Annotated in this window: 9 protein-coding genes; all 9 read left to right on the top strand. The window is 61.4% G+C overall.

The features are described from left to right. Window positions 1–74 precede the first annotated feature (74 nt). From GE073_RS17225 to GE073_RS17185, 9 genes are read left to right on the top strand one after another with little or no spacing between them, the layout of a single operon-like run. On the top strand, window positions 75–2,960 hold the full coding sequence (locus tag GE073_RS17225) for an extracellular solute-binding protein (RefSeq protein WP_194843392.1): 2,886 nt from the start codon (window positions 75–77) through the stop codon (window positions 2,958–2,960). Between the two features lie 9 nt (window positions 2,961–2,969). After that, window positions 2,970–3,920: a carbohydrate ABC transporter permease gene (locus GE073_RS17220; RefSeq protein WP_416362092.1), complete on the top strand. Its 951-nt coding sequence runs from the start codon at window positions 2,970–2,972 to the stop codon at window positions 3,918–3,920. Further along, window positions 3,921–4,811, top strand: coding sequence for a carbohydrate ABC transporter permease (locus tag GE073_RS17215; protein ID WP_228551605.1), 891 nt, complete (start codon window positions 3,921–3,923; stop codon window positions 4,809–4,811). A 22-nt stretch (window positions 4,812–4,833) separates the two neighbouring features. Further along, a complete protein-coding gene (locus GE073_RS17210; protein WP_153783932.1) occupies window positions 4,834–6,288 on the top strand; it encodes an NHL repeat-containing protein in 1,455 nt (484 codons plus the stop codon). 51 nt (window positions 6,289–6,339) lie between these two features. Beyond that, window positions 6,340–6,966: a YIP1 family protein gene (locus tag GE073_RS17205; RefSeq protein ID WP_194843391.1), complete on the top strand. Its 627-nt coding sequence runs from the start codon at window positions 6,340–6,342 to the stop codon at window positions 6,964–6,966. 4 nt (window positions 6,967–6,970) lie between these two features. Then, on the top strand, window positions 6,971–9,595 hold the full coding sequence (locus tag GE073_RS17200; RefSeq protein ID WP_153783930.1) for a DUF5696 domain-containing protein: 2,625 nt from the start codon (window positions 6,971–6,973) through the stop codon (window positions 9,593–9,595). A 12-nt stretch (window positions 9,596–9,607) separates the two neighbouring features. Next, on the top strand, window positions 9,608–10,543 hold the full coding sequence (locus GE073_RS17195) for a carbohydrate ABC transporter permease (RefSeq protein ID WP_028597629.1): 936 nt from the start codon (window positions 9,608–9,610) through the stop codon (window positions 10,541–10,543). Next, entirely contained in the window at window positions 10,530–11,525 is a 996-nt protein-coding gene (locus tag GE073_RS17190; RefSeq protein WP_153783929.1) for a carbohydrate ABC transporter permease, read from the top strand. Before GE073_RS17195 ends, GE073_RS17190 begins: the two co-directional genes overlap by 14 nt. 48 nt (window positions 11,526–11,573) lie before the next feature. Next, a complete protein-coding gene (locus tag GE073_RS17185; RefSeq protein WP_052332971.1) occupies window positions 11,574–14,366 on the top strand; it encodes a beta-galactosidase in 2,793 nt (930 codons plus the stop codon). Window positions 14,367–14,419 lie beyond the last annotated feature (53 nt).

The raw sequence follows: 14,419 nt of genomic DNA, 5'->3' as shown, positions 1-14,419 counted from the left end.
GCTGCGGATGCGGCGCCCGGCCGGGCGGCGGCCGTCCGCAGCCCTTTAATGGAGGGTTCAGGCGTATGTCCAAGATGAAAAGAACGATGTTGTGCGCGGCGCTGGCCTTGCCGGCATTCGCCCTGCTCCTGTCTGCGGCAGGAGCAGGCAGCGTGAATGCGCTGACGGCGGCCGGAACGCAAGAGCGGCAAGGCTATCTCGAGGAATCGTACCGCGCCTACCTCGAGAGCGCCGGTTATGCAGGGAAGATGGCTTCCTCGGCCATCGAGGTGGATGTCGCTTCCTTCACCGCCTCGGACGGCATGGAGGCAAGCTACCGGGACGGCGCGGCCATCGCTGGCGAGAACGGCAGCATCACCTGGAGCGTGCCGGTGCGGGAGGCGGGATTCTACCATATCGCGCTCACGTATGCGCCTGTCGCAGGAACGAACGCGAAGATCGAGCGCAAGCTGCGGATCGACGGCAAAAGCCTGTTCGCCGGCATGGATCAGCTGGTCTTCCATCGCGTGTGGGACAGCAGCGCGGCCATCGCGCAGAAGGACGGCAACGAAATCCGGCCCAACGCGATTGAAAAGACGGAGCCGATGACGGTCTATTTGAACGACTCGCGCAAGCGAGGCTTGGAGCCGTATGCCTTTTACTTGAGCGCGGGTACGCATGACCTCATCTTCGAATCCGTCAAGGAGCCGATCGAGATCCGCGGCATCACGCTGCAAGCGGCGCCTGAGATCAAGCCCTATGCGGACGCGCTGGCGCAATGGCAATCGAAGCTCAAGGTATATGACGGAGCGAGCCTCGTCTATCAGGCGGAACGGACCGACGGCCGCACGGTCGGAATCGAGAAATCGTCGGTCGACATCATGCTGGCCACCGACTACGCCAATCCCAGCACCGTTCCCTACCATCCCTATAAAATCAAGCTGAACACGATCGGCGGCACGAGCTGGAGGACGCCGGGCGACTTCATCTCCTGGCGCATCGAGGCGCCGGAGGAGGGGCTGTACCGGATCTCCTTCCGCGGGGCGCAGAATACGAACCGCGGCGTCATGTCGTACCGGCAGCTGAAGGTGAACGGGGAAGTTCCGTTCCGCGAGGCGGAAGCGATCCCGTTCGCCTTCCATTCCGGGTTCGTCCACTATGTGCCGGGTAGCGGCGGCGAGGAATACCTCATTCCGCTGAAGCAAGGCGAGAATACGATCTCGCTGGAGGTCGTGCTGGGCGATTTTGCCATGCCGCTGTCGGAAGTCGAGAAGAGCGTGCTCGCTCTGAGCGGCTTGTACCGCAAGACGGTCCAGATTACCGGCCTCGTGCCGGATCGGTACATCGACTATGAGATCACGAAAAAGATTCCCGGCTACGCGCAGACGCTGCAGGAGGAGAGCGAGCGGCTGCAGGCTGTCGTCCGCGAGCTGGTGAGGATAACCGGCGAAAAGGGCGAGAAGACGGCAATGATTGAGAAAATGCAGGTGCAGGCGGAGCGGCTGAGCCAAAATCCGGAAGCTGTCATCACGGAGCTGGCCACAATGGAGAACAACATCTCCTCGATGGGCACCTGGATCTCTTCGATCTCGGAGATGCCGCTGCAGCTCGACAGCTTCACGCTGTCCGCGCCCGACGCCCCGCTCCCGGCCGCCAAGCCGAATCCGTTCGTCCGCGCCTATTACGGAGCGGTCCGATTTTTCTCGACCTTCTTCGTCGATGAGACGACGCTGTCCAGCGGCGAGCAGGACGGCGCCATCAAGGTGTGGATCGCGGCGGGACGGGATCAGGCCCAGGTCATCAAGACGCTGATCGATCAAAGCTTCACGCCGAGGTCGAACATCCCCGTCGAGCTGCAGCTGATCCCGGAGGAGGTCATCCTGCCGGCGACGCTGGCGGGCAACGGCCCCGACGTCGCTCTCGCCATCCCGCAGGCGACGGTCGTCAACTTCGCGATGCGCAGCGCGCTCGCGGACTTGTCCAAGCTGGACGGCTTTGACGGCATCCGCGGCCGCTTCAACGAAAGCCTGTGGAGGACGGTATCGTACCGGGACGGCGTATACGGAATTCCCGAGCAGTCGACGTTCCTGATGATGTTCTACCGCAAGGACATCCTCGACCAGCTCGGACTGCAGCCGCCCGGCACCTGGGCCGAGGCCGAGCATGTCATCTCCGTCCTGCATGCGAGCAACTACGACTTCTACATCTCCGGCCAGGAGCTGTATCCTTCGCTCGTCTACCAGTCGGGCGGAGACCTGTACCAGGGCAGCGGCAGCGATTACGGCATCCGCAGCGGACTGGCCAGCGATGAAGCGATGAGCGCGTTCAACCAGCTGACCCGCTTCTTCACGAGCTATCGCCTGCCCGTCACCGCCGACTTCCCGAACCGGTTCCGCACCGGATCGATGCCGGTCGGGATCGCGCCGTACGTCACCTACAACCAGCTCGAGGTGTTCGCTCCGGAAATCCGCGGCTTATGGTCGTTCGCGCCGCTGCCGGGAGTCGAGCAGGCCGGCGGCGGCGTGAACCGCACCGCGCTGGCGACGACGATCGACAGCGTCATGATGGAGGCGTCGGACAAGAAGGAAGCGGCATGGGAATTCATGAAGTGGTGGGCCGAGACGGAGACGCAGGCCCAATACGCCAATGCGCTTGAATCGGTCATGGGCTCCGCCGCCAGGTACCCGACCGCGAACGTCGACGTGCTGAAGCGGCTGCCCTGGGCGGCGAAGGACGCGGAGCAATTGATGCGGCAGCTCGAGGACACCGTCGGATTCCCCGAGGTGCCGGGCGGCTACATGACGCCGCGGGCGATCGATTATGCGTTCCGCTCGGTCGTGACGAGCGGCCGGAACCCGCGCGAGGCGCTGTATATGAACCTCAAGCAGATCGATCGGGAGCTGGAGAAGAAGCGCAAGGAATTCAAGCTCTCCTCCAGGGAAGGCATAGCGGGCCATGCGGCGGCCGGAATCCACAGATAGAGGGGCAAGGTGAGTATGCAGACGAGTCGGAATTCGATCCGAGAACCTATCCTGACCCGCAAGAGCGAGACGTCGATCTCGCATGTCTGGAAAAGACATAAAGAGAAATACCTGCTGCTGCTTCCGTTCTCGGTCATCTTCATCGTGTTTACCCTCATTCCCGTCCTGACTTCGATCGTGCTCAGCTTCACCTCGTTCAACATGCTCGAGCTGCCGAAGTTCGTCGGATTCGGGAACTACATCAACTTGCTCGTGAACGACGAAATCTTTCTGGTCGCGGTGAAGAACACGCTGTTTTTCGCGCTCATCACCGGGCCGATCAGCTATATCATGTGCTTCGTCTTCTCCTGGCTGATCAACGAGCTGACGCCGAAAGTGCGCGCGGTCATGACGCTGGTGTTCTACGCGCCTTCGATTTCGGGCAACGCCTATCTGATCTGGAAGCTCATCTTCTCGTCCGACATGTACGGCTATTCCAACGCCTGGCTGCTGCGGCTCGGCTTCATCAGCGAGCCGATCCTGTGGTTCGACAAGAAGGAGTACGTGTTCCCGATCCTGATTCTGGTCCAGCTGTGGCTTAGCCTTGGCGTGAGCTTCCTGGCGTTCATCGCGGGCTTGCAAAACGTGGACCGGACGCTGTACGAGGCCGGACAGATCGACGGCATCCGCAACCGGTGGCAGGAGCTCTGGTTCATCACGCTGCCGTCCATGAAGCCGCAGCTGCTGTTCGGAGCCGTCATGCAGATCACCAGTTCGCTGTCGGTGTCGCAGCTGTCGATCGAGCTCGCCGGCTTCCCTTCGGTCGAGTATTCGGGCCATACGATCCTGACGCATCTGCATGACTACGGCTTCATCCGCTACGAGATGGGCTACGCCTCGGCGATCGCGACGGTGCTGTTCTTCATCATGGTCTTCACGAACATCATCGTGCAGAAAGCTTTGAGAAGGGTAGGGGTTTAGGTGAGCGTCGTTCCTGCAGCGGTCAAAAAAGCGTACTTGTCGCGAAAGTTCAGGCGAAGGAACCGAAGCATCCTGGGCGACATGAGCCTGACGTTTTTCCTCGGCCTGTTCGGCCTGTTCAGCGTCTGGCCGCTTGTGTTCATCCTCAACAACGCGTTCAAGCCGCTCAACGAGATTTTCCTCTTCCCGCCGAAGCTGTTCGTGCTGAGCCCGACGCTGACGAACTTCCAGGATCTGCTCATCATCATCGGCAACTCCTGGATCCCGATGTCCCGCTATCTGTTCAATACGCTGTTCCTTACGGCGGCCGGCACGGCGGGCACGGTCATCATCGGCTCGATGGCGGCTTTTCCGCTGGCCAAATACGTCTTTCCCGGCTCGAAGACGATGTCGAAGCTGATCGTCTACTCCCTCATGTTCAACGGCACCGTCACCGCGCTGCCGAACTACGTCATCATGTCGAAGCTGAATATGATCGACAGCTACTGGGCGGTCATCCTGCCCTCGGTCGGCTCGACGCTCGGACTGTACCTCATGCTGAACTTCATGGTCCAGGTGCCCGACGCGCTGATCGAGGCGGCCAAGATCGACGGAGCGAGCGAGTTCACGATCTTTTGGAAAGTCATGATGCCGCTGTCCAAGGCGGCCTGGATCACTCTCATCATCCTCTCGTTCCAGAACTTCTGGGGGACGACGGGCGGCGGCTTCATCTTCAGCGAGAAGCTGAAGCCGATCAGCTATGCGCTGGCGCAGATCGTCAATGCCGGCGTAGCCCGCACGGGGGTCGCCTCGGCCGTGACGCTGATCATGCTGGTCGTGCCGGTGGCCGTCTTCATCTTTTCGCAGAGCAACGTCATCCAGACGATGGCCTCGGCAGGCATCAAGGAATAACGACGGAGAGGAGGGTTCCGCGATGAGGAAAACGTTGCGGGCGGCCGGCATCGCGGCCGTGCTCTGCTTGATCTGGCCGCTGGCGAGCGCGCATGCCGCCACGACGTTCGAAAGCAACTACACCTACGACGCCTGGGGGAACGTCAAGCGAAGTCCCCCGGCGTTCGAGCTGGTCGATACGCTGGACAGCCGCGACATGGAGCCGATCAAGGTCGGGAGCTTCGATGATGTGTTCGTCTCCGAAGACCGGATCTTTGTGGCGGACGCGACGGAAAGCCGCATCAGCGTCTTTGATGCCCAGCTCCGTTTCGCAGCGTCGATCAAGCTCATCCGCGACGGAGCCGGCAAGATCATGGTGAGCGAAGCGACCGGCAAGCAGCTGATGCTGACGAATCCGGAGGGCGTGTTCTACAGCGAGGCGTCCGAGGAGCTGTATATCGCGGACACGGGCGCGGAGCGGATCGTCGTCCTGGACGGGATGACCTATGCCTTCAAGCGGACGATCGAGAGTCCGGAGAACAGGGTCGGAGCGACCCCGTTCAAGCCATCCAAGCTCGTCGTCGACAAGAACGGGAAAATCAGCATCGTCGTGCAAGGCAGCTACGAAGGCATCATCGAGATTCAGCCCGACGGGTCCTTCTCCCGTTACTTCGGCTTGAACAAGCCGCGGGTCGATCTGGCGGACTTCTTCTGGAAGTCGCTGGCCTCCAGCCAGCAGAAGGAAAAGATGAAAAAGCTGTTCGCGCCTTCCTTCAACAACATCAGCATCGATGCGGAAGGACTCATCTATGCGACGACGTTCGACCCGTCCGCGCAGAACAAAGTGTTCCGGTTCAACTCGAAGGGGGAGAACATCCTCGTCCAGAACGGATATTTCCCCGTCATGGGCGATCTGACGCGGGTGACAGGCCAGGAAAGCCAGTTCGTCGACATCGCCGTTTCCGATTACGGCGTGTACGCGCTTCTGGACAAGACGATGGGCAGGGTGTTCCTTTACAACTTCGAGGGCGACATCATGAACGTGTTCAACTCGATCGGCAACCTGAAGGGGAACGTCAAGGAGCCGACCTCGATCGCCTGGTTCGGAGATCGGCTGATCCTGCTCGACCGGCAGTTCGGAAGCGCGTCCGTGTTCCAGCCGACGGAGTTCGGAGCGGCCGCGCTGGAAGCGGAAAAGCAGTATTTCAACGGCAATTGGAAAGCGGCGGGCGAAGCCTACCTGGACACGCTCGAGCGCAACGCCAACTACGACATCGCCTATACGGGAGTCGGCCGCAACCTTCTGATGCAGGACGAGTTCGACGAGGCGATGTACTACACGAAGCTCGGCAACAGCCGCGGCTATTATTCGCAGGCGTTCGCGGAGCATCGCAACCTGTTCATCCAGCATCATTTCCTGTGGTTCGTCCTCGTGTTCGTCGCGTTCGCGGCCCTATTGTTCTATTCGGAATACCGATACAACCGAAAGACCGGCTGATCGATGGGGCGGCTCCATCATGTTCTCGAAAGAAAGGCAGGATCGCGACTTATGACCGGAATTGTCGAAGACGGCAAGTCTATGCTCCGCGTGCTCTTCCATCCGTTCGACGGGTTCTACGAGGTGAAGTTCCTGGGCAAGCGGAATTTCGCGCTGGCGACGATCATCATGCTCCTCTGCGGCTTGACGGGCATCTTGAGCTATCAGTACACCGGCTTCATCCTGAACTACTTCCCGCTTTTCGAGATGAACAGCATCGCCCTCTTCGTGACGACGCTGTTTCCATTCCTGCTGTTCCTGCTCAGCAATTGGAGCGTGACGACGCTGTTCGACGGCAACGGCACGATCGGCGACATCTACATCGTGCTCAGCTATGCGCTCCTGCCGAAGCTGGCGTTCGACCTCGCCGGCATCGCGCTGAGCAATGTCGTGACGCAGGAGGAGGCGGGGCTGCTGCAGGCGTTTACGGCGATCGGGACCTTATGGTTCGCGTTCCTGCTGTTCTGCGGCTTGACCGTCACGCATGAATATTCGGCTCTCGTCAACATCGTGACGCTGGCCGCATCGTGCGCCTCGGCGGTTCTGATCCTGTTCCTGTCGATGCTCTATTTCACGCTGATCGGGAAAGTCGTCGGATTCGTCTATGCCGTATTCCTGGAGCTATCAAAGAGGTGGTGACGACATGCTGAAGGATGTGCGCGAAGCGGCGTCCGCCCGAAAAAAGGCCGCGGGCCGGATGGCGCTGGCGCTCGCGCTGCTGGCCGTGCTGGCCGGCGCCGCGATCGCTTATCTCCCCTCCGTCGTCCAGCATTACAGCATCGGACGGCAGCCGCTGCCGGAATACGAGCGGGCGGGACTGTCGCCCGCGACGGGCGAGATCGACAAGGAGGCCGGCACGGTGCTGCTGGCCCAAAACGAAGGCAGGGAGCTGTACCTCGACGCCCGTACGCTGAATCTGAAAGTCGTGGACGCGCAAAGCGGAGCGACGTGGAACAGCCTGTATGAGGACGGCAAGAGCGGGGATGCCGAAAAATCCCCGCTCCTCATCCGGTTCCTCGGCAAGGACAGCGCGCTGTACGAATGGGATGCGTACAAGTACGCGATCCAGAACGGCCGCTACACGCTGAACCGGATCGACGGCGGCGTGCAGATCGTGCTTGATTTTTTTGAATCGGAATCGTACCGCCTGCAGGAGTACCTGCCGCAGAAAATCTCGATCGAACATTACGAGAAGCTCTTTCTCGAAAAGCTGGAGCAGGAGGTGAGCCAGGGAAAGCTGACAGAGGCTCAGGCGAAAAAGCATGAAGAGTCGCTCTCCATCGCGTACCAGCGGGATGAGGACAACGGCCTCTACTTCTTCAAGTTTTCCGGGCTGCCGCCGCTCTCGCTCGTGAAGGATCTGATCCAGTTCTCCAAGGCGGTCGGCTATACGACCGAGATGCTGCTGGCGGACAGCCAGCAGTATGGCATTTCGGTCACGATCGCGCAGCCGGCCCGCTTCGTCGTGACGATGGAGGCGAAGCTCGATCGAGGCGATCTCGTCGTCCGCGTGCCGTCCTACTCGATCGAGGGAGACAACGACTTCTACACGATCCAGAACATCAGCGTGCTTCCTGCGTTCGGACTGGTGTCGGCCGAGAAGGCGGAGGACGGGCAGATCGTCGTGCCGGACGGGGCGGGCGCGCTGTTCCAGATCAATACGTTCAACGGCAAGTTCCCGGAATACGAGCGTCCGCTGTACGACAATACCTACTACAACACGTTATACGAGCTGCCGGAATATCCCGAAACGCTGTCGATGCCGGTGTTCGGCCTGTACGCGACCGATCTCCGCGGGAGATCTCAAGGACATCTGGGCATCGTCGAAAAAGGCGCGGAGCTCGGCTACGTGAAGGTGCAGCTCGGCACGAAGGACGCCTCAGCGGGAGGCTCGCTGTACAACAAGGTGTACAGCTCCTTCGACTCTACGCAGTATTCGCGGGTGAAGGTGTTCGGGCCTTACAGCGACAACGAGGCTCGCTTCCTGGCGGACACCGGCTTGATCCCGGTCGACTACACGGTCCGCTACAAGCTGTTCGCCGGGAAGGCCGACTATTACGATCTGGCCCGGACGTACCGCCAGCATCTGATCGACACCTACGGCCTGAAGCCGGCCTATTCGACGGAGCCGAAGCTGTTCCTGGACGTGATCGGAACGGTCACGCTGGAGAAGAGGAGGCTCGGCGTCCCGTATACCGAGCCGTATTCCATGACGACATACAGCCAGCTGCTGGACATCGTCAAGGATCTGCAGGACGTGAACGCGGTCGTGAACTACAAGGGCGTCTTCAACGGAGGCATGGACAACACGATCGGGAACAAGGCGGAGCTGGTCGGAGCGAACGGCAGCAGGAAGGAGCTGGAGGCGCTGCGCAAGCAGGTCGAGAGCGGGAACGGCTCGCTGTTCCTCCACGCCGATCTGATGCGGGTGGCGGACACGAGCGGAGGCTTCTGGCCGAAAAGCAACGCCTTGTACGGATACGACGGCAAGCCGGTCGAGATCCGCAAGTACAATTATGCCTTCGGCAATTTCGATCCGGACAGCCGAGGCCGCTATCTGCTCCATCCGCTTCGTTTGAGCGACACGGTGGACAAATTCCTCAAGGACTCGCAGGCGTATCCGAATCTCTCGCTCGGCGACATGGGCTCGACCTACTATGCGAGCTACAATCCGCGTGAAATCGTCGATCCGGTCATCAGCCGCGGCATCGTCGAGGAGAACCTGAAGAAGCTGTCCGCCCGCAAGAAGCTCATCCTCGAAAATCCGGCCATCGACCGGATCGGGTATGCGGCGTATGCCTCCGACATCTCCCGGGAGAGCAGCGGCTATGCGACGATGTACAGCTCGATTCCGTTCCGGCAGCTCGTCATGAACGGGTTGACGGAATATACGACGCTGGACGTGAACCTTGCGGCGGATCGCAGCGATTACTTCCTCCTGCAGGCGTTCGAGCTCGGCAGCCTGCCGAAGTTCACGATCAGCGCGGAGAACGTCGACGTCCTCAAAAACTCGGAGTACAGCGACTACTTCTCCATGCAGTACGCCGTCCTCGCCGACGAGATCAAGGCCGTATACGCCGAATACAGCGAGGGGCTGGCGGCGATCGGCTCCAAGGAGATCGTCGGCCATCGGATGCTTGCGGATAATGTGTTCGAAACGACCTATGCCTCGGGCGCCTCGGTCATCGTCAACTACAATAAATTTCCGGTCGCAGCAGCCGGATCGAATCTGGACGCTCTTGGCTATGTCATCCAGCCAACGCCGTAAGGAGGTAATGCCATGCCGGGTGCGGCAGAAAAGATTCGGAAGAGATCGCGCCTCTCCTACCAAACGATGCAGAAAATCCATGGCATCGTGTTCGTGCTGCCGTGGCTGATCGGGTTCGGCCTGTTTTTCGTCACGCCGCTGGCCAGTACGATCAAGTACGCTTTTCATGAAGTCGGCGTGGCGGAAACGGGCGGCATGGCGCTCCGGTATGTCGGCCTCGACAACTTTACGAATCTCTTCAATGTCGAGGTATCGAGCCAGAGCCAGCCGTTCCTGAGGGTGTTCTCCGACGAGAACGTCAATATTTTCATCAACACGCCGGTCATCGTCGTCTTCAGCCTGTTCTGCGCGATTCTGGTCAACGTGAAGTTCAAGGGCCAGGGACTGGCGAGGGTCGTCTTTTTCCTGCCGATCGTGCTTGGACTGAAGGTCGTCGTCGACCTGATCATGGTCTCGACAGGCGGGGACGTGGCCGATGCGGCCGTCGACAGCACCATCGACAACGAGATGATCTTCGATTTCCTGAGGGAGTACACGTTCCTGCCCCGGGACATTACGATGTTCATCTCGGATCTGGCGACGAACATCTTCCTGCTGCTCTCGCAGACAGGCGTGCAGACGCTTATCTTCCTCGCCGGACTGCAGTCCATCAACCCGTCGCTCTACGAGGTGGCGAAGATCGAGGGCGCCAACAGCTACGAGATCTTCTGGAAGATTACGCTGCCGCTGGTCGGCAACATCTCGCTGTTCGCGCTGATCTATACGTTCGTCGACATGTTCCTCAAGTCTCCGATTTCCACGGAAATCTATTATTTCGCCTTCAACAAGAACAATATCGGCGCGGGCTCCGCCTTGTCGGTCGTTTATCTCGTCAACGTGCTGGCCGACCTGCTGCTATTGATGCTGATCATGAACCGGGTGGTGAAGCTGAGCCATGCTGCAAAGTGAAACGCGGACGAAAAATCCAGTCCAGGCTTATCGGCTCAAGAAGGCGATCCGCGGCATCGTCATCGGGTATTTCTTCTATTCGCTTGTCATCGGGCTCGGGTTCGCCATCCTGTATCCGTTGATCAAGCTGATTCCGTTCGTGTTCAACAACCTCGAGGATCTCGGCAATCCCGACGTCATCTGGGTGCCGATCGAGCTGTCCGTAGACAGCTTCCGGGCTGCGATGCGGCTCGTCTTCGGCAACGGCCTGCCGTTGCTGCAGTCCGTCGCCTATGGGGCGGCGATCGCCTTGATTCAGATCTTCATGTCCGCCATCGCCGGCTATTCGCTCGGCCGGATCGGTTTTTGGGGCCGGAACGCCGTCATGGGGCTCGTCATCCTGTCCTTCGTCGTCCCGCCTCAGTCGCTGCTCATCTCGCAATACTTGAGCTTCAAAAACTTCGATGTCCTGGGGATCGCCTCGGCGCTCGGCGGCGGCCCGATCGACCTGATCAACCAGCCGTATACGCTGTACGCGATCGCGCTGCTCGGCTTCGGCGTGAAGCAGAGCATGTTCGTCTTCATTTTCCGCCAGTTTTTCAAGGGGATGCCGGCCGAGCTCGAGGAAGCGGCTTATATCGACGGCTGCGGCTTCTATCGGACGTTCTTCAAGATCGGGCTGCCCAACGCGCTTCCGGCGATCATGACCGTCGGAATCCTCGCTTTCGTATGGAACTACGGAGATACGTACTATACCGGCTACTTCCATCCCGATGGCCCGTACCTGAGCATCAAGCTGGCGACGACGTTCGCTCCTGCGAACGTAAACAACATCCTGTACGCGGTCCGCACCTGGTACGACGTGCCGGGCGCGACGACGTTCGCGTTCGACGCCGTCAAGCAGGCGGCGGCTCTCATCTTCCTGCTGCCGCTCCTGATCCTGTATTTCTTCGCGCAACGGCGGATCGTCGAAAACCTGGAGCAGCCCGGCATCGTCGGGTAACCGGCCGGGCTGCCGATCCCATCCAGACAGAAAGAGGCGTACACCTTTATGAAATCCTTATCCTTATCCAGATCTGCCGGCCAGCGGCAGTCGAGAGTCGACTTCGACCGCAAAAGCTTTGTCATCGATGGCGAGCGGGTCTTCCTCCAAAGCGCCTCCATCCATTATTTTCGAATGCCGCGCGCGGAGTGGCGGGAGACGCTCGTCAAGGCGAAGCTGGCGGGGATGAACAGCATCGACACGTACTTCGCCTGGAACGTCCATGAACCGGAGGAGGGGCAGTGGCGCTTCGAGGGCGATGCAGACTGCGGAGCGTTCCTCGACCTGTGCGCCGAGCTCGGCCTATGGGTCATCGTCAGACCGGGGCCGTTCATCTGCGCCGAATGGGACTTCGGCGGCTTCCCGTGGTGGCTCAGCCGCAAGGAGGGCATCCGCTTCCGGGAAGCGAACGAGACGTTCCTGCGCGCCGTGGACATCTATTTCGACCGGATCGGCGAAATCATCCGGGACCGCCAGCTCGGTGCCGGCGGCACCGTCATTCTCGTCCAGGTCGAGAATGAATACGGCTATCTGGCCGATGACGAGGCCAGCCGGCCATACATGGCTTATTTGCGGGACGGCTGGCTGCGGCGGGGCATCGAGGTGCCGCTGATCACCTGCGCCGGCGGCGTAGAGGGGGCGGTGGAGGGCGCGAACTTCTGGAGCGGGGCGGATTCGCATTTTGACAAGCTCGCCCGGAAGCAGCCGGATGCTCCGAAAATCGTGACCGAGTTCTGGAGCGGATGGTTCGAGCATTGGGGAGCGCCGGCCGCGATTCAAAAAACGCCGGAGCTGTATGAGAAGCGGATGCTCGAGATCATTCGGGCCGGATTTTCCGGGATCAGCCATTACATGTTTTTCGGCGGCACGAACTTCGCCGGATACGGCGGCCGGACGGTCGGCGCGAGCGATGTGTTCATGGTCACCTCCTACGGCTACGATGCGCCGCTCGACGAGTACGGCCGGACGACGCCGAAATATTTCGCCGCGAAGCGGATCGCCTGCCTCGTGCAGGCCATCGAGCCGTTCCTGCTGGAGTCGGAGCCGCTGGATGCTGCCGCCGTCAGGGCGTCGGCAGGGCTGGACGTGCGCGGCAGGAGGCTGGGGGATCAGCAGCTGCTGCTCGTCGAAAGCGGGAAAGAGGAGAGGGAGACGTTCCATCTGACGCTGGAGGACGGCAGGACGCTGCCGGTCATCGTCCATCCCGGCGAGATCGCCCCCGTGCTCGTCTCCGTCGACATCGGCGGAGGGCTGCGTCTGACGAGCACGGCGAGCCTCGCCTGCAACGAGCCCGTCGGCGGCGTGCGGACGCTGATCGTCCATGCGCGCGACGGACTGCGCTCGTTCGTGGAGCTGACCGCCGCCGAGCCGATCCGGCTCGCAGGCGAGCGGCCGCAGCTCGCCTCCTGGAGTCCGGACGGGCGAACCGTTTCCTTCGACCTCTACCATTTTCGCGAGCCGCAAACGATCGAGCTGACGATAGGCGGGGAAGCGCTGCGCCTGATCGTGCTGAGCGGCAGCGAGATGGACCGGACCTGGCGCCTCGGCGCCGGACGGTGGCTGTTCGGCTGCGACGATGTCGATCTGACGCCCGCAGGCGAGGGGGAGTTCCAGGTCGCGGTCAGCCGTGCGGCCGCCCGCCTGCCGCAGCCTCCGGCGCTGCTGGACTGGTCGAGCGCGGCGTTGGAGCTGGACTGCATCGGCGGCATGGCAGTCGATCGGCCTCGGGACTTCACGAGCTGGGGGCAGCCGTACGGCTATCTGCTGTACAGCTGCGAGATCGAGCGGGAGCTCGAGGGCTGGACGACGCTGATTCTGCCGAAGCTGGAGGATCCGGCGCGGGTATTCGTCAACGGAACCGAAGCCGCGCTGATCCGCGAGGTCGGCTCGGCTGCCGTCCGCCTTCCCCTGCGGCAAGGAAGCAATCGGCTGCAGCTGCTCGTGCAGAACATGGGCCGCTTGAACTTCTCGCCCGATCTGGGCGAGCCGAAAGGGCTGTTCGACACGGGATATGTCGATGGCGTGGCGCTCGACCTGCGCGCGGGCTGGAAGGCCGATGACGGCGAGACGGAGGCGGCCGTTCATTTGGACCGGGTCGCTGCCGTCGACGGGCAGCCGAGTCTGTCCCGCATGTTCAGCCTGGACGGACAGGACCGGGCGCTGCTCGTCGGCGCCGTGGCCGTTCCGCTTCGCGTCAACGGCCGGATCGTGCCGCTCGAGGGCTACCAGAACTGGTTCGCTCACCGGACGGTCGATTTGTCGGCGTATGTGCAGCAAGGCCGCAACGTCATCGAGATGCCGTACTTCAAGTCCCCGATCCCGCGCCTGGAGCTGCTGGCTTACCGCTCCGCCGACAGCGTCGGAGGCTGGAGCATGGCCGGCATCGGAGAAGAGCGGCCGGAGGCGGCGGCCCGGCTCGGCGCGGCTGCAGCGACGGCTGAGGAAGCCGGAGCGGCGAGGGCGGACGGTGCGGCGAGGGCGGCCGGAAAAGAAGCGGCTGCCGCCGCCGGGACTCCGGCTTGGCATGCTTGCGAGTTCGCAGCGCCGTCGCTGCCGGAGACGCTGCGCCCGAGGCTCAAGCTGCGGCTGACAGGCATGAGCAAGGGCTCGATCTGGCTGAACGGCATCGACCTCGGGCGATATTGGCAGATCGGACCGCAGGAGGACTACAAGATTCCGATGTCCTGGCTGCAGGAGCGCAACCGGCTCGTCCTGTTCGATGAGCAGGGCCGCTCGCCGGACCGGGTGCGGCTGCTGTATGACGAGGCGTCAGCCCGCGAGTGGGAGCCGCATATCGAGTAGGAGAACGCCGGCCGCCATGGACTCGACGATCCGCGAGAAGGCACGCTGGCGGA

Source organism: Paenibacillus sp. B01 (assembly GCF_009649995.1).
Classification (GTDB): domain Bacteria; phylum Bacillota; class Bacilli; order Paenibacillales; family Paenibacillaceae; genus Paenibacillus_O; species Paenibacillus_O pasadenensis.
Note: the sequence above shows the minus strand (reverse complement) of the source record. Positions and strands in the feature narration are given on the sequence as shown.